At 54.8% G+C, this 25,848-nt stretch carries 20 protein-coding genes; 12 read left to right on the forward strand and 8 right to left on the reverse strand.

The window, feature by feature from the left end:
* Positions 1-94: 94 nt before the first annotated feature.
* Entirely contained in the window at positions 95-2,128 is a 2,034-nt protein-coding gene (locus ACH9L7_RS18920; protein ID WP_396613923.1) for a DUF11 domain-containing protein, read from the reverse strand.
* A gap of 1,035 nt (positions 2,129-3,163) precedes the next feature.
* On the opposite strand from ACH9L7_RS18920, the gene ACH9L7_RS18925 reads away from it, so the two are divergent.
* Positions 3,164-3,880, forward strand: a complete 717-nt coding sequence (locus ACH9L7_RS18925; RefSeq protein ID WP_396613924.1) for a helix-turn-helix domain-containing protein — start codon at positions 3,164-3,166, stop codon at positions 3,878-3,880.
* Between the two features lie 167 nt (positions 3,881-4,047).
* On the opposite strand, the gene ACH9L7_RS18930 is transcribed toward ACH9L7_RS18925, so the two are convergent.
* Together ACH9L7_RS18930 and ACH9L7_RS18935 are read right to left on the reverse strand one after the other, a co-directional pair.
* Positions 4,048-4,614: a VOC family protein gene (locus ACH9L7_RS18930; RefSeq protein ID WP_396613925.1), complete on the reverse strand. Its 567-nt coding sequence runs from the start codon at positions 4,612-4,614 to the stop codon at positions 4,048-4,050.
* Positions 4,615-4,815: 201 nt separating this feature from the next.
* Positions 4,816-6,231 (reverse strand): FAD-dependent oxidoreductase, encoded by a 1,416-nt coding sequence (locus ACH9L7_RS18935; protein WP_396613926.1) that lies wholly within the window; start codon positions 6,229-6,231, stop codon positions 4,816-4,818.
* Positions 6,232-6,323: 92 nt separating this feature from the next.
* Here ACH9L7_RS18935 and ACH9L7_RS18940 point away from each other — a divergent pair, with 92 nt between their 5' ends.
* On the forward strand, positions 6,324-6,980 hold the full coding sequence (locus tag ACH9L7_RS18940; RefSeq protein ID WP_396613927.1) for a helix-turn-helix domain-containing protein: 657 nt from the start codon (positions 6,324-6,326) through the stop codon (positions 6,978-6,980).
* Between the two features lie 296 nt (positions 6,981-7,276).
* Here the strand turns inward: ACH9L7_RS18940 and ACH9L7_RS18945 are convergent, their stop codons facing one another.
* Both ACH9L7_RS18945 and ACH9L7_RS18950 read right to left on the reverse strand, forming a co-directional pair.
* A complete protein-coding gene (locus ACH9L7_RS18945; protein ID WP_396613928.1) occupies positions 7,277-8,581 on the reverse strand; it encodes a cytochrome P450 in 1,305 nt (434 codons plus the stop codon).
* A gap of 72 nt (positions 8,582-8,653) precedes the next feature.
* Positions 8,654-9,412 carry a hypothetical protein gene (locus tag ACH9L7_RS18950; RefSeq protein WP_396613929.1) on the reverse strand — a complete coding sequence of 253 codons (759 nt, stop codon included), beginning with the start codon at positions 9,410-9,412 and terminating at the stop codon, positions 8,654-8,656.
* A 414-nt stretch (positions 9,413-9,826) separates the two neighbouring features.
* Between ACH9L7_RS18950 and ACH9L7_RS18955 the strand changes: the two genes are divergently transcribed.
* The 8 genes from ACH9L7_RS18955 to ACH9L7_RS18990 all read left to right on the forward strand — a co-directional run bounded on the left by ACH9L7_RS18955 (position 9,827) and on the right by ACH9L7_RS18990 (position 19,206).
* Positions 9,827-10,444 carry a methyltransferase domain-containing protein gene (locus tag ACH9L7_RS18955; RefSeq protein WP_396613930.1) on the forward strand — a complete coding sequence of 206 codons (618 nt, stop codon included), beginning with the start codon at positions 9,827-9,829 and terminating at the stop codon, positions 10,442-10,444.
* 277 nt (positions 10,445-10,721) lie between these two features.
* The gene (locus ACH9L7_RS18960) at positions 10,722-11,348 is read left to right on the forward strand and encodes a class I SAM-dependent methyltransferase (RefSeq protein WP_396613960.1); all 627 of its coding nucleotides are present in this window, start codon (positions 10,722-10,724) and stop codon (positions 11,346-11,348) included.
* Positions 11,349-11,906: 558 nt separating this feature from the next.
* On the forward strand, positions 11,907-12,473 hold the full coding sequence (locus ACH9L7_RS18965; RefSeq protein ID WP_396613931.1) for a hypothetical protein: 567 nt from the start codon (positions 11,907-11,909) through the stop codon (positions 12,471-12,473).
* A 413-nt stretch (positions 12,474-12,886) separates the two neighbouring features.
* Positions 12,887-13,579 (forward strand): NADH-quinone oxidoreductase subunit B, encoded by a 693-nt coding sequence (locus tag ACH9L7_RS18970; RefSeq protein ID WP_396613932.1) that lies wholly within the window; start codon positions 12,887-12,889, stop codon positions 13,577-13,579.
* Positions 13,576-15,252: an NADH-quinone oxidoreductase subunit D gene (locus tag ACH9L7_RS18975; protein WP_396613933.1), complete on the forward strand. Its 1,677-nt coding sequence runs from the start codon at positions 13,576-13,578 to the stop codon at positions 15,250-15,252. The genes ACH9L7_RS18970 and ACH9L7_RS18975 overlap by 4 nt, the downstream gene beginning before the upstream one ends.
* Before the next feature lie 463 nt (positions 15,253-15,715).
* On the forward strand, positions 15,716-16,855 hold the full coding sequence (locus ACH9L7_RS18980; RefSeq protein WP_396613934.1) for a 3-dehydroquinate synthase II: 1,140 nt from the start codon (positions 15,716-15,718) through the stop codon (positions 16,853-16,855).
* 19 nt (positions 16,856-16,874) lie between these two features.
* Positions 16,875-17,582 carry a ThuA domain-containing protein gene (locus ACH9L7_RS18985; protein ID WP_396613961.1) on the forward strand — a complete coding sequence of 236 codons (708 nt, stop codon included), beginning with the start codon at positions 16,875-16,877 and terminating at the stop codon, positions 17,580-17,582.
* Positions 17,583-17,850: 268 nt separating this feature from the next.
* On the forward strand, positions 17,851-19,206 hold the full coding sequence (locus ACH9L7_RS18990; protein WP_396613935.1) for a cytochrome P450: 1,356 nt from the start codon (positions 17,851-17,853) through the stop codon (positions 19,204-19,206).
* A gap of 341 nt (positions 19,207-19,547) precedes the next feature.
* Here ACH9L7_RS18990 and ACH9L7_RS18995 read toward each other — a convergent pair whose 3' ends face one another.
* Both ACH9L7_RS18995 and ACH9L7_RS19000 read right to left on the reverse strand, forming a co-directional pair.
* Positions 19,548-20,687: a methyltransferase gene (locus tag ACH9L7_RS18995; RefSeq protein ID WP_396613936.1), complete on the reverse strand. Its 1,140-nt coding sequence runs from the start codon at positions 20,685-20,687 to the stop codon at positions 19,548-19,550.
* Positions 20,688-20,912: 225 nt separating this feature from the next.
* Positions 20,913-22,067, reverse strand: a complete 1,155-nt coding sequence (locus tag ACH9L7_RS19000; protein WP_396613937.1) for a cytochrome P450 — start codon at positions 22,065-22,067, stop codon at positions 20,913-20,915.
* A 511-nt stretch (positions 22,068-22,578) separates the two neighbouring features.
* Here ACH9L7_RS19000 and ACH9L7_RS19005 point away from each other — a divergent pair.
* Positions 22,579-23,508 (forward strand): cytochrome P450, encoded by a 930-nt coding sequence (locus tag ACH9L7_RS19005; RefSeq protein WP_396613938.1) that lies wholly within the window; start codon positions 22,579-22,581, stop codon positions 23,506-23,508.
* Positions 23,509-23,723: 215 nt separating this feature from the next.
* Here the strand turns inward: ACH9L7_RS19005 and ACH9L7_RS19010 are convergent, their stop codons facing one another.
* The gene (locus ACH9L7_RS19010) at positions 23,724-25,052 is read right to left on the reverse strand and encodes a cytochrome P450 (RefSeq protein WP_396613939.1); all 1,329 of its coding nucleotides are present in this window, start codon (positions 25,050-25,052) and stop codon (positions 23,724-23,726) included.
* A gap of 138 nt (positions 25,053-25,190) precedes the next feature.
* Between ACH9L7_RS19010 and ACH9L7_RS19015 the strand changes: the two genes are divergently transcribed.
* Positions 25,191-25,838, forward strand: coding sequence for a helix-turn-helix domain-containing protein (locus tag ACH9L7_RS19015; RefSeq protein WP_396613940.1), 648 nt, complete (start codon positions 25,191-25,193; stop codon positions 25,836-25,838).
* Positions 25,839-25,848 lie beyond the last annotated feature (10 nt).

Here is a 25,848-nt window from a genome sequence, read left to right on the forward strand (position 1 = left end):
CGATGCTCCCAGCCCAATCGACAGCAGTCGCAATACCACCTAATGTGAATATCGAACAGAGAGGAGATAACGGAAAAAGAGCGTCCCCGACAGGTTATCGCTTGCGCTGCGTGATCGTGTGTTGGACGCAGTCCTCGGCAGTAGGCTGGTCGTCGACGGACAGTCGTACGCAGTTGCGAACCTGGTCGGAATTGCCGGGGTAATCTTCGACTCTCGGTATCTCTACTTCCACGAACAGCGAGGGCAGGCACTCGCCGGGTTCGAGGCCGTCAGTGTTGGGATGCTCGGCGACAAGGGTGCCGTTACGGTGGGTCGTCTGCCACCCGTTTCCGCCCGCTCTTGCGAGGGAAATTCCATCCGGTAACTCGTCGGTCACGCTGATGGGGCCGTCTTCACACGGGGCCTCTCCCTCGTTGCACACGTCGATGACATAGGTACCAGTGCCACCGAATTCGAACGGTTCTTCTGCGATTTTCTCGACCGAGAGTGAGCATGGCTCGTCCTCATCGTCACAGCAGTAGGTAACCGTGAGGTCCATGTAGTCGACTTCGGTGTCGTCGTGAATCATCACGTCAAGCCGACCATGCTGTTGGAGATACGGCACGAGGTCGGTGTTCGACTGGGAATGGTTAGAGAGGTCGGAGAGGTCCAGCGTCGTCTCGTGGGCCCCGGTCTGGTTATCGGACCATTGAACAGGGAAGATACCGGGGGTGTTCCGGTCTCCCATGCTCTGACCCCAACTGTAGTCCGTATCTTTCGTCCCATCGTCGTGCCACAACCCGAGCGACAGGAAATCGTTGTTGTCGTTGGCACCGTTTGGGCGAGCGCGGAACGACAACGTCGCCTCACAGATATCGCCCGCCAGCGGTGGCTGAGGAACCTCGAACGTATGGGCGAACGGCTTGTTGATGCCGCTTTCGTCGAAATTCCGGATCGGGAGGTCGATACGCTCCTGGAGCCCGTGGCTCGGTGCGGTCGGCTCGGTGTTCCCGCCGCCGAACTCGTCGTCGGCACCGCCCTGGATGACATGCCTGCCTTCGAGACACCGGATTTCATCGCAGCTAGTGTCGTTGGCCGCCTCCTCGTCGCTGCCAAGCAGGGCGGCACAATTACGCAACAACTCGATATCCGCGGGGAATTCCTCGAAGGGTGCGATTTCAATCTCGATGACCAGTGGCGGGAGGCATTCGCCCGGAGCCAATCCACCGGAGTTGGGGTGTATCGCGGTGATCGTCCCATTGTCCACGGTGACTCGCCAGTCGGTTCCGGATGCCGAGGTGAACGTCACATCGTCGGGGAGTTCGTCCTCGACGACGGCCGCACGAGTACACTCACCGTCACCCTCGTTGCACACTTCGACGACGTAGGTCCCAGTCTCACCGAACGCGAACTGGCCCTCGTGGTGTTTTTCGACCGAGAGGTCACAGCCGCCACAGCCACAGTCACAGTCGGCGTTCTCCGCACGCATCTGGCCGACGAGATTCATCCCAGAGACGACCTGTTGGGTGTCGCGTACGACCACCGTCAGGCAGTTCTCACCGGGCTGAAAGTAACGCCGTCTCGTGTACGTTTCCTCAATCGGCGCACCCTGGAAGTCGCCGTCGCCGGAGAACGGCAGCGAGGTCCCGTTCAGGCGAATATCCGCCACGAGGTCGTCGGCCTGTAGCGTCAGCGTTAGCTCCGGGTTCTGGAAGCCTTCGTTGAGACAGAAGCAGTACGTGTACTCGTATTGCGTCTCTTCGTCGGGAAGGCGGCGGCCGCCGTCGGGTTCGAAGGAAATCCACTGGCTATTTTGGAACGTAGTGGGCCAGTCGTACTCGACCACGTCGGCGTCACGAGGCACTGTTCCTGCCCCGTTCTTCTCGTCGCCGGTCACGTCCCAGTCGTCGTCCTTCGCGCCTGCCTGAATTCGCTCGTCGTCCGTCTGGTTGTAGCCCGTATTAAGGGTGTATTCGACCGGCGGACAGCGGTCACCGTGCTCATCTTGGTGCGTGTCGTGCTCGGTCCGTACGGTCGCGTTCCCGACGGGCGTGCCGCTGGTCACCTGTCCATAGCCGGTCACGCCCACGACACCGGTGATACCGATGCCCTGCAGAAGCCGCCTACGGGTGAGGTCGGTGTCGCTCATGCCGGCACCCCCAGCCAGGTCGCTCTGTGGTTTTCCGCCTGGAGCGAGTGAGGGAAGTAGTCGGTTGGCTTTTCGTTCGTCGCCGTCGCACGAGTGGCCATACGGGCCGAGTCACCGGAGGTGAAACACGTCCGGTCGGTGGCCCAACCACCATGTGCGGTCGCATCAGTTCGACACATCGCACCTGCAGTTCCCCCGCAGAACTCCGTATAAAGGGCCGACGCTCAGGGGGAATCCAGGAGAGTTCATTCGAATCCTACCGAATCAAGCCGCTGCAGTCCGGCGATCCCTTTAAACATATGTTTTCTGATATTTTAAACGTCGGTGTATTTATATAACTGTTTTAGGCGGTAGTACTCTGCCGACGAGTGCTGAACCCACGTCATTCGATTTTTCTGCAGCAGTCACTCGCCGTCGCGGTTGCGACACCCAGGTGAGCGGCACTTTCCTCGTGTGTTCCCCTCGGTGAGTCGCCGTGTGGGACGATGACCTGCGTTTCGGGCCCTTCCAGTACGACCCCCGCCTCGGAGAGGGCCTCTCGAACTTACCCGGGGTTCGTTTGCCGACGGCGAGGGAGAGGGGTGTGGCGCCCCGGCCGGGGGCGGTAAGAGCGACGGTATCCAGAACCGACACTAAGCACAGAGCTGGAACTCGGTGATGTAGACGCCAAGGCCGCCCAAGTCCGCTCGAACAGACTGACCGGGCGACCGACGGGTAGTCCGTTGGCGTGCATGTTCATAAATACCATTGTCCATGTCTCATGTTGCCGCCCGGGTGGCGAGCGACCGCGTACGAGTTGAAGCGCTATCTAGTAAATGTTGAAGGAACCACAACTACACAATTGTTTTCTAATCAATATGTATTAGAAATATAGTGGCGACCGAGCCTACAGGGATGGCCAATTACCGGGGAGATATATTACTACATCAACACTGAGAATACAAATATCTAGAATTGTAGAATTAACAATTAGGAGTCTACTAGGATGGATGACAAATCCGTAAGATTCAATCGTCATCTTTCCAACAAGAGGGCATGCGAGAAGCCGTTTTCTCTCTCAAGTACAGTTCAGAGTGTAACGCGTTGGCGAATATCCTCGATAGATATCCTGACACCCGAATTCGGTCCATTTCGTTGCACGCTACAGCCAAAAGTCTCTGGCAAGTCAGCCACGCAGCAGGCCCATCTGATTCGCTTGATGCGATCAAGAATGTCTTTTTCGAGTCAGACTACCATACGGGCTGTCTGACTACCAAAAACTGCGGGACTACCCAAGAGGCACAAGTCCTCGAACACAGCAATGACACGCTGATCGTCTACTCATATTGGGAACGAACACCATCCTGTACCTTGATTCCCCATATTGCACTCGACCATCTTGGGGAGGGTGTTCTCTTCAAAACGCGGAACGTAGGGACAACCTGCACGTGGCGGATTGTACACTCGGGGAGTGGAGACACCCGAGCGTTCTTCGATGAACTGGAAGATAACTTATCTGGGTCTGTCGATCTCAAGATCGAACGACTAACGGACGCCTCGTACCCCCTAGATGACGACACTAACGATGAACTCTCTCCGAGGCAGGAAGAAGCGTTACGCACTGCTATCGAACAAGGCTACTATAAGATGCCGAGAGATGCCGACGCAGCCGACATCGCGGATGAGCTTGACGTACCACGCTCCACGCTTAACTATCGCCTCCGGCGAGCCGAAGCCAAACTGGTCCCTCGCTATTTCGACCCGCACTTTTGACACCGTGGAACCGAACCTGATAGTTTCTCGGCACAGCAATGCGATACTGAGCTTGCTTTCGTCGGATGGACGACTTGAAGACCATCACTACTGACGAATCCTCAACAGCTGTAGCTGTTGGCGACCAGTGGGCTTGATCGGAAAACGGAGTACAACTGGAGTGTGGCTCAGTGCAACCCCACATCGGGAGAGTCGCCCCACGACACATCGGGCTCGAACATTCGGCCGTCGGTATCGTCGGTATACGGCATCGATTCCGGCACTTCGAGTAGTTCGAGCATCAGACCCCAGCCGGTGCGACAAAAGACGTAGGTGAGTCCAGCGGTCGGCCCATCGACGTTGGTCTTCGGTTCGTCGAGTATTTCGATATCGTCTCGATCAGAAAGCGCATCGAGCACTGAGTCGATCGATTCAACCTGAATCCCGAGATGGGTCGCACCGTTGTCGGCAAGGGTTGGAGGCGTCTCGTCCTGCCCTGGCGCATCCCACTCGAACAGTTCCAGATTCATCGTCGGGCCGCAGCGCAGCATGGCGAGTTCGGCTGTGGCATCGGGATGAACGTTCAGCCGACGCTTCATCGAATCGCCCTCGGGATCACCGAATGGCCCTTTTCGGTACAACTGTTCGCACTGCAACGCCTCAACGAAGAAATCGATGGCCTCGTCGAGGTTAGGTACGGTGATTGCGACGTGGTGGACGAACTCAGCCGTTGGGAGGCGATCAGAATCGTTCACGTGAGTTAGTCAGAACGATTGCGTAGTAATACTGTTGACCAGGAGTCACGAAGGCCAAAGAACACGTCGAGTGCCTCGGCGTGGTCGAGCGGAAAAGGTTCAGATACCAACGCTGGTCTTGGCGGTCGTGTTCGACGTCGCCGCCAGAAGAGCCGACTGCCGACAGGCGTTAGGTAGAATCCTCTGTCAGTGTATAGGGGTTCACCTATCGTCGACTGGTACTGCATCCACCATCCGGTCGATAACGGATCGAGATGACCCGCTGTCGCCGAACGGCCGAAGTGTGCGCCACACAAGGGGCGGCCGTAACAGTGTGGTTGCCGGGACCTCTAGTCGAGCTACGCGAGCAAAGGCCTCACTTAGGACGGGGTCGGAGTGGGCTCGTTTAACCAACCGAGTCATGTACCAGTTCGCCAGGCTGGTACCCCGAGGTTTCGATCCTGTGGTTTGGGCGAACTCGAAGTCACTCCCCACCGCCATCCGCCAGATGTTGTCAACAAGGTCGGAGACCCGATCAAAAAAACGGGGTGCCAGATTGTCTAGCCCGCCACTGGCAAGTGTATGGTGAAACAGCACCGCGTCGAGGGCCGCAGCCGACATGCCCTGTCCGTAAATTGGATTGAAACTGGCGATTGCGTCTCCTGTGACGACCAATCTGTCGGGGAATGCATCGAGCAATTCGTACCGGTGACGGCGACTGGTCGGATACGGATACTGTTGAATCTCTTCGGAGACCCACCGCTGGGAGCGAAGCTGATCCGCGATATCGGACACCGGAAGTCTGTCAGCGAACTCGATGAGAGCATCGGCTTCTGCCGGAGGGCTGTCGTCATGAATCCCCTGAAGAATTACTTCCCAACGACCGTCCTCGATAGGGACGAGTGCGCCGCCGCGAGTACGGGGAGCGTCAGGCGGGACCAGTATTATCTGTCGGTCGTCAGGTGGGCGCTCGATCCGAACCGTACTGTACGTCACGTCAATAGTCACCTCGTCCACCGGCGGTGCGTCGTACCCATGGTCGGACAGCCACGTTGGTGTCCGACTCGTTCGTCCGGTCGCGTCTACGACCAAGTCAGCAGAGAGCGTTGACTTCCCGCTGCTCCCGTCGCGAAACTGGACGCCAGTCACCGTCCCTCCGTCATCGGTCGTCAGATAGTCGAGGAACTGATGGTTATCACGGAGACTGATTGTATCGATGCTCCGGGCCTGCTGGCGGACGATAGACTCGAACAGCGGTCGGCTCGCACAGTAGGTAATAAGGCGCTGTTGCGGGTGGGCGAGATATCCACCGCCGTTGTACTCATACATATCAACGCTCGTATTTACTCGCAGTCCACCCTCTGCGAGGACAGTATCACAAAATCCAGGAAAAAGGTCTTCGAGGGTCGCTCGGCCTGCCTCCAGCAAGACGTGTGGGTGAGATGTCTGGGGGGCTCCGTCCCGGTCGACTGGCTCATCGGGGAGCGGGTCGCGTTCGAGTACGACGACCTCCCGGAAGCCATCTGCCAGTACCCGGGCCATACAGAGTCCAGCAAGGCTCCCCCCCACGACCACCGCACGCTCACCGACGGTAGACACGCAATCAGGGTCATAGCGATCAATCGTTGCAAGGGTCATTACTGTTCACAGTCGTTCGTGGGAATGTCCAACCAAGTCGATATTGGAGTGTATACACGGTATTTTAAGTTCGGATTGCATAGCCCGGAGACGTGCGATACCTCACAGTTCGTCTTCACGCGACGGAAGGCGGCGCCTTCCACCCACTGGGGAAGCAACTTGCCGACGAGCCTTCGATTCAACGTGAAGCGATACACCACGTCGAGTTGCTAGCTAATGGGACGGTACTGACTCTCGCCGAGGCGAGTGGGGACCGTGAGCGCTACGAGAAACTGATGGCAACAGTGCCGTCAGTTCGGGACTATTCCGTCTCTGGAGAGCAGCGGTGGATTGCGATGAGTCAGTTCGAGGCCCGAGACCAGGTCCAACAGCTCTTGGAGTTCCGCCGGGAGTCGAACCTCGTTATCAAGATGCCGATCAGAATAAACGTAGATGGGTCGCTCCGGATCACGTTCCTCGGCGCAGAGTCGGCGTTTCAAGAGCTATACGAGGATATGAACCAGTCGACAGGACTGGACGCCGACATCGTCGGGACTGGTACATACGACCCCGACACCGCGTCATCTCTTCGAGTCCTGACGACCCGTCAACAGGAGATTCTCCAGGCTGCTGTTGAGGAAGGATACTACAACAACCCCCGAGAGGCGACACACGACGAACTCGCGGACGTAGTCGGTATCGCTCCGACGACCATCGGCAATCACCTCAGAGAGATAGAGTCGCGCGTGTTCGAGACACTCGTCCGGTGACGTAACACCGCCACCGAACAGGCTCACTGATTACTCTGACCTCGAATCGCTAGACTGCGTTGTGATGATTGCTTACCTACAAAATGTAGACAGAAATGAATTTATATTTGGTATGAAGTTACGTAAGTACGGGCGTAATTGTAACTGTGTTTGGCAATCCAATTTACATAATTTGGGTCGGCCACGGGAGACAATCCGATCGATGGGGTTGTGTTGGTTCGAAACCGTTCAACACCACGTCGGAGTGTGACCACGTCCAGGGACAAAATCCCCTGTCTTACGGATTGGGGAGGTCGTTACCGGGCGGAGAACACGATGTCGACACCAGTCATCGGCCGAAGAGCGAGTTCTGGACGAACCTCTAGAGTGTCGGTAGCCGCTGGGGCTAACTCGTACCGAAGCGAAAGCGTTGCCAACACGAGTTTGGCAAGCATCAGCGACAAACGTCGGGCTGGACAGTGTCGCGGACCTCCACCGAAAGGGAAGTACGCGAACGGATGGTGTTCGCGTTCACCATCCCAGCGAGACGGGTCATATGTCTCGGGGTTGTCGAAGTTACTGGGGTCTCTGTGAATCGCCCATTGGGGGAGCCACACCTGAGCGTCGGGCTCAAGTTCATACGAGCCCAATGAAACGTGCTCTTTCGTCTCCCGGAACATCGTATACAATGGGGGGTGAAGTCGCAACGCCTCTCGGAACACCTGCTCGGCGTACTGTAACTCCTGGATATCGCTTAGAGTAGCCGTCGTCCCCTCGACTACATCCCGGGCTTCTCGGTACAGCTTTGCCTGGACATCGCTACGAGCGGCGATTTGATGGCAGGCGATAGCGAGGCCAACGGCGAGTGGTTCCATCGCACCGACCAATAGTACACCGACCTCGTTGCGGGCTATAGATTCGCTGACCTTCGAGTTCGGGTTCTTGGAAGCGTCGAGAAGCGATGAGAGGACCGTCCCGCTCGTTGGTTGTGCTTCATCGTGGATGTCGTCCAGAAAGGTATCCAGAAGGAGACGGGCCTGGCGATACTCACGGTCCGACAATTTCAGTGCCCAGTCGGGCAATAACTCGACCATTGCTACGTTCTTCGGCGAGAATCGCTGGCTGAACCCGTCAACCATCTCCGAGTACTGTCCGCTAGTCAATGGACTCTCAACGTCGAGAAGGACCTCACACGCGAGTCGAAGACAGAGTTCTCGAAACTCCTCGTGGACATTCCGGGCCGTACCGGTATCCCATCGGGCGAGAAACTCGTCGACGAGCCCCATTAGGCGCCCTGAATACGCCTTGATATTGTCTCGCGACATTACAGGACCCCACGCAGAACGAAGTCGTGATGTCACCGACGTGTCGATGTCACCGTCGAAGTTATCGATTCCGTAGCGGATATGCTCTGGTTTCTGGTACCGACCGTCGTGCGAGGTGAGGACTTCCTTGACGAGGCGTGGCCGGAGGACAACGTAAAGTGTCTTCGGTCCAGCGGTTGCACGCACGACTGGTGAGGAGTGGTCTCGACACTGTTCTACGAACTCAAGCGGCTTGATTGCCTGATGTGCGTTTCCGATGATCGGAACGCCATCGAGACGCAATGGTGTCTGGCTCATTGAGATTGGATCACGTGCCAAATGGATTCTTGTCTGGTAGTAGTTGGGTCGTCGATTGCTCCTTTGGGAGCGCTAGAAGACCGTGATGTGATTGAGTTCGATCATGAGCCCAATTGACATGGCGATGAAGGACACGATGTTGAGAATCTGACTGTTAAGCGAGCGTCTCTTCATCCGGTCGACATCCGTTGGTGTCGGTCGCTCGTGCTTGATCCCCTTCATCTCGTAGAGCGTGTCTTTCATGTCTTCCTCGATCCACCCCATCGTTCCCTTCACAAGCATGGGACCGATGGCGAACACGATGATACCCAGACTAACTGTCTCAGCGAGTAGGAGGTATCCACAAACCGCCGGAGCCCACCCTAAGCAAAACGCTAGGTTCCCCCAGCCAGTGACATACTGCCTGTCGTGGAGGATGCCACCAAACCACTCGAGGTTGTACGCTAATCCCAGTAGAGTCAGGAACATCACGAACGGAACGTACCAGATACTCGTCCAGTAGGCGAGCACGACTGCGAGGCTGAACCCAGTCAATATCATCAGGACTCCGATGCCGAACTGTATAGTCGAGTTGACATCGAGATTGATATCGTCTGCCGAGAGGTCGACGGATTTCATCCCCTCATCGTAGAACCACATGTGCGCCATTGCCACCATCCAGATTGTCCAGTCCCAACCGTACTGAAGTGATGCAATGGTCAGCCCGAGCGTCATCGAAGCCATCGGATAGAGCGTATACCCGATGTACGGATTTATGATTGATTTATATATGCTATAGAACACTCCATTGTTCGAATCCACAAATCTGTCATATAGTGATGACGTTGACATAAACATAACGAATGAGCGACATATAATGAATATTGTGTTAGCATATTCCAATGGGATGTCATCTCTCAACGTCTTCCGGCACAACCGAGAGTTTAGGAGCATCTCCACGAGATTCGTCTTTATCTGACGGAAATCGCGAGACGGCAGCGGCTTATCAAGGTAATTAGTTTGGAAGACGCGAAGAGCGCGCGTGACATTCGACATGGTTGAGCGAGAGAAAAGAGCCAGATATCTGCACTCGTGTTGGCGTGCGCGCTCAGAATCACCGCCAACGAGCGCCGACCACTAGCAAGCTTCAGGCAAATCTAACAGAGTCGTTGATTCGGTGCACCTTGCTACCCTGAGATGTGAAAGCTTGCTAAGGTTTGCTGACCGATCCGTAGTTTTATACAATGGAACTTCAAACCCGAACCAATGGGAGTTCTCGAAAATAAGGAGCGTGCCAGGCTGTTTTACAAGTATCTCTCGAAAGTGTACGACACGGTCAACACGTTCTTCTGGACCGAGGAGATGCGCGGAGAGGCGATGGATCTGGTAGAGATCGAGCCGGATGACCACGTTCTGGATGTCGGCTGTGGAACGGGCTTTGCGACTGAGGGGTTGCTCCAACACACAGAGCACGTCTACGGTCTGGATCAGAGTGTCCACCAACTGGAGAAGGCGACCGAAAAGTTCGGAACGCGCGGTCCCGTTCAGTTTTACCGAGGCGATGCCGAACGACTACCGTTCGCGGACGATTCGTTCGATTTGGTCTGGTCGTCCGGCTCGATCGAGTACTGGCCGAATCCAATCGCTGCACTCGATGAATGTCGACGAGTCGTGAAACCAGATGGGGCTGTACTCATCGTCGGCCCGAACTATCCGGAGTCGTCCATTTTCCAAACGCTCGCCGATGCGATCATGTTGTTCTATGACGAGGAGGAAGTAGACCGGATGTTCGACGAGGCAGGCTTCGAATCGTTCGAACATCACACCATGGGACCGTCTTATAGCCCCGAACTCGCGCTAACGACGGTTGCGTTCCCCAACTGACACCTGTTTAGGCCGACTGCATCACTCACGCAGCCATCCACCTCAAGGAGTCGCTGCATGGTCAGAACATCGAAATACAACAGACCACCCACCGATTGGGAGTTCACAACAGCCGACACACGGAGAGTCGGTGCTACCCTCCTCTGTTGAAATGACGGGGAGCTAGCAAGACCTCAGGTGAAGCTACACTAAACGGCGTGTTCTCCTCGTTTTTGGAATTGTTAGCCATCCAATAGATTTATCAATTCGAGATACGACGGGTGTGACCGAGAGACAAATGAAGCGTCACTCAAAACTTATCGTTACGAGTGCTGTTCTCGCTACCAGTATTATTGCAGTTATACTCCGGAAACGGAAGAATCCCGAACCGCTTCCGTATGAACAGCGCTTCGCGCTTGAACTTCCACGTCTCCTAAACCAGTCACAACTGAACGAAGCGCTTTCCCCAGAACCCAGTGAACGTATCCTCGAAGTCGGTCCTGGAACAGGCCGATATAGCCTTCCCGTTGCGGAACACCTTGACTCAGACGGGTCATTACACGTCCTCGATGTGCAACAGCAAATGCTCGATCACACAGTACAGCGAGCACGAGAGCAGGGCGTCGACGGAATCACCGCAACTCACGGGAACGCAGAACAACTCTCCTATTCGGATGACCATTTCGACGCTGTGTATTTGGTGTCGACGCTCGGGGAGATTCCGGACCAAGAGCAAGCACTCAAAGAGCTACACCGTGTCCTTCGCCCGGGCGGGCGGCTCGTCGTAGGTGAATCAATCGCGGACCCAGAGATGGTCCGACTCGGAACACTGCGCGACCGATGTGAATCGGTTGGCTTTCGGTTCGAGCAGCGCGTCGGCAGGCGAATCGGTTACTTCGCCCGCTTTCGGAAGCCACCGCGGTAGACTCTGTCTGAACACACAACCTCGGAGGATGTATTTTGATGCGTGACTTATTTACGGGGTAGTTGGGAATGAATCACCCGCTCAGTACGCTTGCGTGTCTCGCAGCATTCTCTCTACTTCACATCTTCTCGTTTATGAAGGCAAATCACCAACGAGGCCAAGTAAACCGACGATTACTCCGAGAATCATAATAAGAAGCCCAATTTGACCAAATGCGTTAGAATCCGCTGCGAAGAGGTCTCGGCCCAGCATTAGAAACCCCCCGAATACAACGAGGAGAAGACCGAAGTCAAACGCACTATCACTCATATTTTCCAATTGAGAACTGCCACTCATGTGCTTCAATTGAAACCGTCAGTTCATATTCCTTTTTGACAGACTCGTATTCTGTAATGAGCGGTCAGTCACTGGATATTGATTGCGAAATAGACAAGAGAAACATTATGTCTTGTCTCTTGTATTGTTAAAATGGTGACCCCAAACCGTCGAAACTTTGTCGTCGGTAGCATGGCCTTCCTTGCTGGGTGTAGTTTCAGCGGGACCCGTGGTGGTGGCGACATGGCGAGCACCACCAGCGACTCTTCGACTGCACGTGAAACTACTACTCAGTCTACGAACGTCCCTGACAAAACCACCACGTCGTACCCAGACACCCCCGATGAAATCTTGCCATTTGGTCAATCTTACGTCGATACTGGTCTCGAAATAACGGTTGACAAGCCAGAGTTCACCGACCAGCTCGTCGCGGATGGCGAGACGTACGAGATGCCAGATGGTGAACAACTAGTCTTCGTCCCCGTCTCGTTTCGCAACACGACAGATGAGTTCCGACCGATAGACGGGCCGCTGTTTTCGCTCGAAACGCTCGAGAGACAGATTCAGGAGACGAACAGCATCAGGCATCCCAACTTCGATCCATCGATCGATATATGGAGACTCGACGAGGTACCAACCACACAACGGTGGTCGGCACAAGGTGGTTCGGTCGAACCCGGCGAACAGATAGACGCGACCGCAGTGTTCCAACTGTCTAATTCAATCGACCGATCAGCCGCCAGCGTCCTCTATGATGCGGCTCGTATCGCCGATGACCGGTTCGGTACGACAGTCATCAAGTGGGAATAAAAATCAGTTGTTGATTAAACTGCGAAAATTGGTGCATAACGCTCCATTTACAGAAATCCACCCTCCGAACTGGTGAACAGTCCCCACTGGTTAAGATGTGGTGATAATTAAAATACACGATTCTGAAGCAGTTCTCACTGAGGAACTCACCAGTTTCAAGCCGAAGGACGTCATGAGTATCTCGCCAACACCTGAACGTTCCCGTGCGTTCGAAGTGCTGCCACATCGGAGGCGGCTGACCGTCGACAGCGGCAGCTCTCCCCTCCCCAGCTCACTCATTCCCGACGGTTCGGGGGACAGACTGGTGAACTCAGACCAAGCGAGCTGGTGACGCTCTGTGCGATGCTGATACCGCATTGAAAGTTCAGTATGTATAGTCAGACTTTTAAACATGTTTCCAGAATGAATTTACAATGGCTGTAGATGACCCCGACCACTTACAAGACGAGTTGAGGTATAATGACTGGTATTCCAGAGGGAGAGACGATGCCAAATTCAATTCTAAGCTCAAGAGTGTATTCGGTTCCAAGCCATTCATAGCAACCAAACTGGATTCATTCATGAATTGGGTTCGGTCATCCTCCATGTTTTTGTTTCAGTTTGGGATCGCCTGCTGTACGATGGAGATGATGGGAGGACTCGCCAGTGGACACGACATTGACCGCTTTGCGGCGGGTGTCCCGCGCGCCTCACCACGACAATCAGATTTACTAATTGTCCCGGGCACAATCGTCTCGAAGTTCGCTCCTCGGATGAAGCGACTCTACGACCAGATGCCGGAGCCGAAGTTCGTCATCAGCATGGGGTCGTGCACCTGTTCTGGTGGTCCCTTCCAGAAGGGATACAACGTCATCAAGGGAGTCGAAGAGGTCATCCCGTGTGACATCCACGTTCCGGGGTGTCCGCCTCGTCCCGAGGCGCTCATCTACGGAATCGCTAAGCTCCAAGAACGGATCGCCCACGGCGAGTCATCCCCAGTAACTGTCAAGCCGTATGAACTTAAACAGTTCGGTGATCTCGAACAGGACGAGCTTGTGACGCACCTTGCGAGTCAGATCGACGAGGATGAACTCGTAATGCGGTACAACGGGGCTGTGTCACCATGAGTTTAGAAGTCCCTGAATCGAGTACACGTGCTGATGTCGGCGTTACCGAGGACGGACTCAATTACGACGCGCTCGAATCGCTGTTAGGTGAGACAGCAATCGGTCGTGAATCCCACGTCAACGCCGAAGCCTTCGTTGTCCGTCCGGATCAGGTCGTCGACGCGCTGTCGATACTGAAAGAGGAAGCCGGATTCGATCACTGTTCGTGTGTGACAGCACAGCAGTACGAAGACCGCTACGAGAGTATTTATCACCTGAAAAAATACGATGACCCGACACAGGAGGTTGGTGTTGTCGTACCAACGAGTGTAGATGATCCAGTGAGCCAGAGTGCCGAGTCTGTTTTCAGAACTGCGGACTGGCACGAGAGAGAAGCATACGACCTCATTGGCATTCAGTACGAAGATCACCCTGACTTGCGTCGGATTCTGTTGCCCGAAACGTGGCAGGGGCATCCACTCAGCCTGAACTATAATCAGGAGCAACCCCAGATCGTCACGCTACACGAGCACGAAAATCCACTTGAGAAGGGCCATCACGGTGATAGTAACACGATGTTTCTTAACATCGGACCGAACCACCCCGCCACACACGGCGTGCTCCATCTCAAAACGACGCTCGACGGCGAGCAGGTCGTCGATGTCGAACCCGACATCGGGTACCTCCACCGGTGTGAGGAGCAAATATGTCAGGATGGCACATACCGCCACCAGATCATGCCATATCCCGACCGGTGGGACTACGCTTCAGCTGGCCTCCTAAACGAGTGGGCGTATGCGCGTGTGATCGAAGACCTCGCCGACATTGAGGTGCCTGCGTATGCGCAGGTTATCCGAACGATGGGCGCGGAACTCTGTCGGATCGCCGCGCACCTGCTCGCATTGGGTACGTTTGCTCTAGACGTCTATGGCGAATTTACAGCCGTATTCCAGTATGCGTTTGGCGACCGGGAGATAGTGCTAAATATTCTAGAGGACCTCACCGGCCAGCGGCTGATGTACAACTACCTTCGGGTCGGTGGTGTGGTTTGGGACCTCCCTGAACCGAGAGAGGAGTTCTTCGAGAAGATAGACAGCCTCCTTAATGAACTCCCGAAAAAACTTGAGGAATATCACGACCTCGTCACCGCGAACGAAATCTTCCAGCTTCGCTGTGTCGACGTCGGTCATCTTGACCCAGAAGTTGCCAAGGAATACGGCTGTACGGGGCCAGTTGCACGCGGGTCGGGGATTGACTACGACCTTCGACGTGACGACCCGTATGGATACTATGATCAACTCGACTGGGATGTCGTGACAGACGACGGCTGTGATACCTATTCACGCGTGCTCGTGCGCCTCCGTGAGGTTGAAGAGTCAGCAAAGATCATCGACCAGTGCGTCGACATTCTCCAGGATTGGCCCGAAGAGGACCGCGAAATCCAAAGTAACGTTCCGCGGACGCTCAAACCCGAGAATGACCGTGAGATCTACCGAGCAGTCGAGGGTGCGAAGGGTGAACTCGGTATCTACATCCGCGCTGATGGTACTGACAAACCTGCGCGGTTCAAGATTCGAAGCCCCTGCTTCTCGAACCTTCAGGTGCTTCCTGAGATGACCGAGGATGACTATATCCCCGACTTGATTGCTACCCTTGGGAGCCTTGACGTCATTCTTGGAGAGGTTGACCGCTGAATCACATATCCGACGTTAGCTAAACGAAGACCCCCAATACGGGGGTAGCTTTTCGAGACTACTTTTCAAAATACTGAGGAACTCAGTAGGGTCAGCACTCGCTAACTCCAGACGGAGTGACAACCTGTTGTCGATAAACCGACCCTTCCGGCGGTTTCTGTCAACAGTGACACCATCACTCGCTGAATGTCTCCACGACCGCAACGAGTGCGGTCTCAACGTGGTCGCTGTTCCCGATGCTGTTGAGGTGATATCGATCAATTCAGAGGCAAGAACCGCTCTCTGATTAGCGTCGTCTGCGAGTTATTTTGTGGCCACTTCCCTGACTAGTGCACAGCCAGTCGATATGTGGGTCACGAGTTCTCTCTACCAACCAATTGTTGAACTTGGTAATTACGCTACCTGTAATATTCCAAGAGTATCTATTTGTGGTTCAGTTTGTTACCATTGCTTGTTACACATCATGCCAGCGAAACAGTGCTGGCTCGACTCGACTGTCGTAGATGAGACTAGTCAGTTCGAGCTTTACGAAGCCTTCAATCTATCGTTTGACGCAATCGTACTGTCCGTCGATAAAGTCGACACGTATGAATTCCCTGCAAGTACCTCTCGGGCGGTTCCGTATGACCCCGATCGCCCTGCTTGCCTCGACTCGGCGGATATCGCGATCGTTTCTGACAAAGGTCACGTAAGCAAAGCACTCAAACACAACTGTTCAGTTGCCTACCAACTGGATCTGGACACCGTATTGAACGAGCCCCCCAACACGCTCGTAGAGCAGCTTCCGGACCAGGCCCAATACCTCGTTGTACCGGACATCTCCGAAGTGAACAGATTCGATTCATTGCTCGAAACAGTACGAGACGCGGGACTGCCGGTTATCAGTGGCGTTCGATCCCCCGGGGAGGCAGAATCGGTCGTCAGTACGATGAATGGTACCTCCGGCGGTGTCATGATCTCGTCACCGGAGCCGGAGAAGCTCTCAAAGTACGTGAAGGTGACTCAAGGGAGATCCGACATTGACATCCCGCTCGAACCCTTCGAGATCGAGACGATCAAACAGATCGGGACAGGCATTCGTTGCTGTCTTGATACAACCACACTAATGGGAGAAATGGAGGGGATGCTCGTCGGATCGACGAATGCTGGCGGACTGTTCGTGAATGCGGAAGCGAGAGCACCTCCGGAAGCGTCTCCCCGTCCCTTCCGTGTCAACGCTGGTTCCGTCCACTCATACGTCTGGACGGACGAAGAAGACTGGGATTACCTGACTAGCCTCGGGATGGGTGACACTGTGGCGTGCCTCAACGTCGACGGCTCGTTCCGGGAAGTCAACGTCGGCAGGGTTCTGTTGGCGGAGCGACCGCTGACTCAGATCATCGCCAAGGGCGATACCCAGACTGTCTCGACGATTGTCCAGGACCATTGCCACGTGCGGTTTATGCGACAGAATGGGGAGGCCGTCTCAGTCCCGAACTTAGAGGAAGGAGACCACGTGCTCGGACACGCTACAAACGAGCCGCAGCCGGTATTGGATCGACCAACTGCTGGCGTCGAACGCAGGGACATCGACGAACCGAATGACCACGAAATCACCACGTGAGCAGAACGATATCCAACACATGACCGCTGAATCTGAAAAAAAGACACCGACGAACGTTACGGTTTGGAATGAGAACATACATGAGCGCGAAGACGAAGCCATCGCAGCACGGTACCCCAATGGTATCCACGGGGCAATCGCGAGCATCTTCGAATCAAACGACTACGAAGTAGAGACGACCACGTTACAGCGGGAAGAACAAGGGGTCCCGCAGTCCCTCTTAGATCGCACTGACGTCCTGATCTGGTGGGAGCACGTTGCACACGACGAGATCACCGACGAAACTGTTCGTCGCATCAAGGAACGTGTTCACGACGGTATGGGGATCATCTTCCTCCATTCCGCCAAGGACTCCCCCGTCTTCTCGTCACTGCTCGGGGCGACAGGCCACTCGAAGTGGGAAAACAACGGAAGCCGCGAGTACCTTTGGGCCGTCAATCCAAGCCACCCGATTGCGCAGGGATTAGACGAGTGCACAAAGATTCCCAACGCTGCGACGTACGGAGAACCGTTCGACATTCCCAAACCAGACAGCCAGGTCTTTACGAGCTGGTTCGAAGGGGGAGATGTGTTCCGGAGCGGCGTCTGCTTCCAGCGTGGCATGGGGAAAATATTCTACTTCCGACCTGGAGACGAGGAGTATCCCATCTACCACCACGACGGAGTCAGACAGATACTTCGGAATGCAGTCGATTGGGCTGCTTCAAAGAACCAATCGTCTCCCTGACAGTCAAAGAGAGCCTCGAGTAGCGACCGAGTGAATGTGTTCACCGGCGGAACGAGCTAGCACGCCGATTGCCAAAGCTCCAGTGCGGAACGTTCTAGGCGGTTGCGTGCCCCCCGAAGATGCGTCGTCGACTGGGCTTGTTAATTGAGAGTCACCAGCTAAGAGTTGTACGCAAACAACCGGAGAAGAACAGCGAAATCTGCGACAACCGGGACGTACACAGTTCACACCGAATGAAATATAATTCTATAGTCACTATCGGGACGCTATGGTTAAGCAAGAATTCTCTGATGAATCAACAGGAGGTGATGCGGAGCAGATTCCGAGCCCTAGGGGTCTTCCACTTGTTGGAAACATTCGGTCGTTCAAAGATAGTCCGCTGGAGTTTTTCGTAGAAACTGCACAGGAACACGGACCAGTCGCTCAGTTTCAAATTGGACGACGGGAATTCATTCAGTTGAGTGACCCGGAGTACATAGAACACGTTCTGATTCATAACAACGACGCCTACGCCAAAGGCAGAGAGTTTCAAGACGTCCTTAAACCGATCGTCGGAAATGGACTTATAACAACTGATGGCGACTACTGGCGATCACAGCGCCATATGATCGAACCGGCGTTCCATCCGGACGAGATCAAACGGTATAGCACCGTCGTGACTGACATTGTTGAGCGACATTGTAAGCAGTGGGCAGACGGCGAGGTCCGTGACATACAAGATGAAATGCTATCATTGACGACGGAAATAATTGCGAAAACGCTATTCGACATCGACATCCGCGAACAGCGGGAGGAGATTGCCGACTCTCTCGATACGGTGATGAGCTACTCGGCTATTCAGATGCGACGCCCTATTGAAATTCCCAGTTGGGTCCCCACCCCAGGGAATCGAAAATTCGAGCGCGCTATCGAAGATCTACATGCCGTTGCAGACCGAATCATCGACCAGCACAAAGCAAACAGTATCGACGGGACGAATATCGTCTCGGTGCTCCAAGAGGCTGAGGACTCGCTCTCTCGCGAGGACATCCGTAATCAGGTCCTCTCTTTCCTGATCGCTGGGTACGAGACGACACAGCTCGGACTGACATACATACTCCAGCTTCTCTCGAAGCACCCTCAGAAACTCCACCGCCTTCAGTCGGAACTCACAGACGTTCTCGGTGGAAACGCGCCAACAATGGCCGACCTACACGAACTCACCTATATGGAGAAGGTGATGAAAGAGGGGCTTCGAATCTACCCCCCAATCCCGGGAACGACACGGGAGGCAACCGAAGACGACGAAATCGACGGTTATCATATCCCAGCAGGGACCGTGGTCACGTTCCAGCAGTGGGTGCTTCATCGCGATCCGAGATATTTCGACGAGCCCGAAGCGTTTCGGCCGGAACGGTGGTCGAAAGGCTTCGAGAAGAAACTCCCGCCGTTTGCCTACTTCCCATTCGGTGGGGGTCCTCACCGGTGTATCGGCGAACGGTTCGCGAAGATGGAAATCTGTCTCATACTCGGAACGATACTCCAAGAATGGGAATTCGAGACCACCCTCGATGAGCTCTCATTCGCACCATCCATCACGAACCGTCACGATGGGCCCGTCGAGATGGTCTTGAGACGGCGTTGACCTCGTAACTACCGACGGGAAATGGTTCGGTATCCGAACCTCCATCACGACGCTTCACTGAAGATTCTCTCGGGTCCAGACTGAACCCAGAGGGAGTGGGCGGCACAACTCGGGATGCGGATTTCCGCAACTACCACGCGTTTTGAGAAATTGAAGGACCACCAAGGCGTGAGCCGCGTCTGTTACCTTTGCTGACTGGTGGAGTACGATATGAAAAATAAAGCGCCGGTCGAGAACACGGGATTCGTCTCGGTTTGGGCATTCCCCGGCGAGGAATGAATGGTGTAGATGATCGCTGGATGCCGTGCCGCGCTATCGCTACGGCAGGGCTGATGAACGGCCTACTTCTGGGCGACAACCATGGTTTCCGGACCAGGAATGTCCCGCACCTCGATCTCGGAGAAGCCGATCTCCTGGAGCCACTTCTGACATTCTTTGGGCGTGTAGTCGTACCCCTTCTCCGAATCGACCATCACGTACAGGCTGGTCATCAGCCCCACGACGTTCTCACGGCGGTCGTTGTCAATTAGTGACCCGTAGATAAGGAGGGCACCGTCGTCCGGCATCGCCTCGTAGGTACTGCGGATGAGTTCCTTCTTCTTTTCGAGGCCGAAGTCGTGGAGGATACGCCCCAGGACAAACACGTCGTGGCGCGGCAGATCATCCTCGAAGGCGTCGCCAGGGTGGAACGACACTCGGTCGTCCATACCTCGCTTCGAGATGAATTCCTCCGAGATGGGTTTGAGCTCTGGGAGGTCGAACGCAGTCGCCTTGAGATGTTCATTCTTCTCGGCAACCGTCACCGGGACCATCCCCTTCGCTGACCCAACGTCACATACCGACTCGTATTCTTCCCACTCGAACGACTCTGCGATGTAATTCGCAACCCTAGATGTCAGTCCGGCCATCCCGCTCGTGAAGGCGTCGGCCTGGTCTTCGTCCTCGTAGAGTTCGTCAAACATCTCATCTTCGTCCATGTAACCGCTCTGGGGTTCGCCAGTCTTCAGCGTCTCCGTCAGTTCGCCGAAGGTCTGGTACTGGTGTTCGTTCGCCCACTCCAGAGCGCCTCCGATGTAGTGTTCCGTTTTGCTCGCGTCCAGAACTTTATCCACCACAGGATCATTTCGGTAGACGCCATCTTCTCGTCTGAGATAGCCCAGTGCAACGAGGGAATCGAGGTAGTCAGCCGAGCAGCGTGGGTGGAGTCCCAGCTGTTCTTCCAATTGTTCCTTGGTCATCGGCTCGCTGGCTAATTCCGTAAACAGATCGAGTTCGACCGCGCTGAGAACGATCTTCGTAGAGAGGAAGCCGTAACAGGTCTTAATGATCTCGTACTGCGTTGGCCCATCTGCTATCTCATCAGCAATCTGGCGGAGTTTGGCAGCTTCATCTCGTCCTGCCTCAGACGGTGCTTCTGTAATTTTATCAGCAATCTGGCGGAGCTTGAGACTTTCATCTCTTTCTGCTTCAGCTTGACCCATGGGATCAAGTCAAAGAGAATACACATATAGTTTATGATCCTCATATGTATTTATAATGTCAAGACTGAATCCACCGCGGAGCAGAAAAGGGAGGAGAGCTGTTCAGTCGCTGAGCTAAACAGGCAGGATGCCTTCTACAGGCGGATCAGGCCGAGGCAGTTCACTGCACAGTTCTCCTCGAAAGCTAAGTCGTCATATTTCGAAATGAGCTGTGCTGTAGCGACCTTATCTAGCGTTAAACCGCATTGGGAGTCGCTTGAGTCCGAATCTCGTCGTCCCGGGGTTTGGAACGAGCTTGTCCGTTCCAAGTTCTATTGTCTCGACTCGGTCAGTGACCGCTTTGAAGATGATATCTCCCTCTAACTTCGCAAGCGGTGCTCCCAGACAGTAATGTGGGCCGGATCCGAACGCAAGATGCGGATTCGGCCTGCGATCAGGGTTGAATTGCTCGGGGTCGTCAAACTTACGCGGGTCTCGGTTCGCTGAGGTGACCCACGATGTCACGCGCTCGCCGGCAGGGATCACTGTCCCGTTCAGTTCGACCTCTTCAGTAGTGCGTCGGCCCGAGACTGAATAAAACGGTGGCCGGTACCTGAGAGACTCATCAAATGTCTGTTCTCGATCGATTTCGCCATCACGCAACGCCTCGTAGAGACCCTCTTCTTCGAGCGTCCAGAGCGCGTTCCCGACAGCATGAGTTGTCGTCTCATGTCCGGCCAGAAACAGCATGATACAGAACGAGGTTCGTTTCTCCTCCGAGAGCGAGACCTCCTGATCTGCGATCACCGAAAGGAGGTCCTCTTGGGGGTTCTGCCGACGATCCTGGATGAGCCCCTCAAAGTACTCGCGCATCAGTCCGAATATTTTGGCAAGATCCGCTTCGTCAGTGTTCATCGACGACGAAAACTTTCGGAAAACGTCCCGTTGGTCGGGGGAGAGACCGAGAAGGCGAGAGATCGTAAGGACGGTGACTGGGGCGGTCACTTCCGAGAGGACCTCGACATCTGGTCCGTCTGCCAGTGCCCGGTCAAGTTGCTCGTCCACGATCGATCTGATGGACGGACGGAGCTTCCGAAGATTACCCGGTTCGAAGTACTCGTCGACGATACCTCGGAGCTGATCGTGTTCCGGAGGGTCAACGTCAACCAGAGTGGTCGCGAGCATACCCATCGGATCGAAATCCGAAGCGCCCGCGGAAGAGAACCGTTCGTGGTCCGTGAGGACACGCTTGACATCGTCGTACCGGAATACATCCCAACAGTGCCGGTCTTCGTCGTAACGAACAGGCTCGTTTTCCCGCATCGTTTCGTACCACGGGAAGGGATCTAAACGCCGTTCTGGTGTGTCGAGACTGTCAGGGAAACGCTCGTCCAATTCCATGTCAGTGGTCACCAATTTAAACAATTGGCTATTACGAGGAAAAGTCACCGATATCAACCAAGTAACAAATTTAATGCAGGTTTCGGTCCGATTGCTTGACCAGCAGGGTAACGTTCAGCCCTACAAAGAGTGTCATACACTCCAACAGGGGTACAGATTGGACGGGGTGAACGCTTAGTTACCAATTGTATATCAAAATGGAGCAATGCATAAATAAGTCAACTGATTTTCATTAATCTTATATTTCGTAGCTACATCGTCTGAACCGATGTCTGATCAAATGGAGTCGAACATACAGCTCCCCGCTGAGCTCAACTCGTCTGAACGACAGCTAGACCCGTTCCCGTGGTTTGAAACGATGCGAGAGCACGAACCGATTCGCTACGACGAAGACCGGAAACAATGGGACGTGTTCCGCTACGATGATGTCAAGCGGGTTCTTTCGGACCACGAAACGTTCTCTTCCGCGGGTGCATCTGACTTCGACCCGATTGGTGGCCTCGGAACCGTTATGCTCGACGTCGATCCTCCAGAACATGACCGGCTCCGAGGGGTTGTCGACGAGTATTTCCACCCCGGTAATCTCAAGAAACTTCGTCCATCGATTCGATCGATCGCAGATGAACAGCTCGATCAAGCACTCGAAGACGGAGCAGACGTGGAGATCATCTCAGAAGTGACAGCCCCGATTACCGTTCTTACGATCTCTCGGCTCCTCGGTATCCCCTACGAGCAGTGGGATGTCATCCAGCAATGGTCCGGGGCGATGGATGTTGACGTGAGTGAAGGTGGTGGAGCGTTGTTCAGCGGTACGGGAGAGTACTTCGCGGGACTCCTCGAAAAACGCCGTCAAGAACCCGGGGACGACCTTCTGTCGGTGATAGCAGACCCGGAAATACCGCTCTCCGAGAAGGAACGAGTTTCGTTCTGTATACTGCTGTTCCTCGCTGGGCACTTCACGACAACTCACGCTATCGGAAACGCGCTCTGGGCGCTCGAAGAAGAGGGTCTCTACGGGGCGTTGCGTGACGGTGAAATCGAGCGGACGTCCACGTTCGAGGAGGCTCTGAGATACCGGGGACCAGTCCCCAAGGTCTCGGGGCGACGTACCACCGAGGAAGTCGAACTGAGTGGGACGGTAATCCCAGCGGGGGAGCAAGTGACTGCATGGATTGGTGCAGCGAACCGAGACCCGCGTACGTTCGATAATCCTGATCAGTTCGACCCCGAACGTATGCCCAATCCTCATATTGCCTTCGGGTCCGGACCCCACCGCTGCTTGGGCGCGCCCCTGGCAAAGTTAGAGGGAGATATCATCTTCGAAGCGATTACTGACCGAGTCGAGGCGATAGACGTTGAAGAGAGCGAACTCGTTCCGAACATGGATCCGATCGGTCACGGGTTCACCCGACTTCCAATGAAACTCTACACTGAGGAATGATACCAGTAGATCACGAGACAGCATAGACAGAGAACACTATCGGATTAGTGCGTAGCGCAATTCACAGGCAACGTCGAGTTCGACACGGTGGTAGCAGTCAGGTGTCGCTCGTGTGGATAATCAACAGGCGGAGCAGGCTGGGTGTCTCGGGGCCACGCCCCGAGGCAGTTCACCACCAACTAGCAGACGTCGAATCTGATACGAATTGTGAGTATTTACGATTGCTCGTGGACACAGATTTCGACCGGGTTCCCTGGCTTGAGAGTCGAACTGGTGATCAAGTCGGGATCTGGATCCGAGACTAGCTCCAGTTCGTAGCGGCGGAGGATCGAGGCGATCACGATCTGCATCTCTGTTCGTGCGAACCGCATTCCGAGACAGTGTCGAGGGCCGCCACCGAAGGGGAAATATGCGTACTCCGGACGGTCTGACTCCCCGGCAAACCGCCCCGGACGGAACTCTTCTGGCTCGTCCCACCACCGGGGGTCGTGATGAACGACCCACGATGGCAACACCAACGTCGTTCCCTCAGAGATCTCGTATCCCGACAGATTCACATCCTGCGTCGGTTCTCGAAAGAAGAAATACACCGGCGGGTATAGCCGCAGAGCCTCATCGATAGCCTGTTCGGTTCGTTCGAGATCTGAAATGTCCGCGGCTACGATATCCCCGTCACAGGTCGAGTTAACTTCCGTGCGAATCCGAGCCTGTTCGTCAGGATTCTGAGCAAGACAGAGCAGCGTGTATGTGAGTCCGAGTGCGGTGGTCTCGTGTCCGGCGAAAAGGAACGCAATCATGTTATCACGCAACTCATCCCACGATACGTCACCAGTCTCAAGGAGGCCAACTAGAATCGACAGTAGGTCATTGCCGCGCTCGTCCGGGGCAAGATTGCCACGCTGTTGTGCTAACTTGTCGACAAACTCCCGGAGTCGACTGAGCTCTCTTTTATATCGACGATTCGTCGGTGTTGGAATACGGTCCGGCAGAAACGACCAGAAGCGACTCGTGTCGAATCGGGCGAGGATAGCTTCCGACGCTTCCGCGATTACGGGTTCGTCAGCGACATCGACACCGAAAAGTGTCCGTCCAAGTACCCCTATCGTCGTTTTTGTCATCGCGTCGTAAATGTCGACGACAGTCCCGTCGCCCCAGCCATCGATCGTTTCCGCTGCGGTGGCGCGCATCGCGGGCACGTAGGTATCTAAGCGATTTCGATAGAACACTGGTTGAATATGATTGCGCTGACGTTCCCACCGTTCACCCTCTGCCAAGGGCAAACCCTCTCCCATAGCGTCTCCGAGGCTCCGGGTGAGGAGATCACCTTTTTTGTAGGTGTCATGGTCATCGAGAAGGACTTCTCGAATTGACTCCGGATCTGCAACCATGCAGGCATCAGTGCTGAACACATCGTAGCTTGCGATCCGACCGTACTCCTTCCGTAGTTGCTCAAAGAACGCGAAGGTATCACGACTAAACTCGACTGTGTTTCCCACAACCGGCAAGCCGTCCGGTCCGGGAGGATGGTCCTCTTTGGTATTCATCCGGGTTGAATTTCGTCCCCTCGAACTACGGTGTTGTGTTGGACACGTCCGTCCATTTATAACAAATGGATGTTGTTTTTGTGAATAATGCGATGCCTCCAATTACGGCTGCAATTTCCAGTCAAACTGCGCCACCCGATGCAGCAGTTCCTTGCCGAGCAAGACTCCCTTCGACGTGGATATCTTCGTCAATGGAATTTCTCGAACCCGGTATCTGCCACCACTCTCTTCCAGATTGTTGGCGATGTCCACGAGAGGCACGACGACTACCGCGTTGCACTTGACGCCATAGACGCCATTCGCAAATACGATGTCACTCCTGTCAACGACAGTAGTTTTTACGTATACCTCAAAGAAACCACCCGTGAACACTCACATCGGTTCCGAGACCTCTTTGTCAACACCGATGGTTTGGTGGTATCACCTATCGAATATGGGACAGAGGGTGAGATGATTGTCGAAGTTGTTGGCGATGCTGATGATCTCCAAGCAATAGTCTCGGGTCTCCCCAATCACCTTTCCGTGTCAGTCAACCGGCTCAGCGAGTATGACGCGTGTCAAGAGAACTCAGTAGCGTTCCTGACTGATCGGCAGCGGGAGGTGCTTTTGGTTGCACAAGACCTCGGGTATTACGAAATCCCCCGTCAGGCCAGTGTTCGGGATGTTGCTGACGAGTTAGCCTGCTCGAAGAGTACCGTTACGAACCACCTTCGAAAGGCAGAGGCTCGAATAGTAGCTCAGTATGGGGGAGCAACACGACAAGCAGACAGTGACGTGAGCGAGTAGGGTGGGGTTG

Origin of the sequence: Haloferax sp. S1W, from assembly GCF_044593955.1 — an archaeon.
Taxonomy (GTDB): Archaea; Halobacteriota; Halobacteria; order Halobacteriales; family Haloferacaceae; genus Haloferax.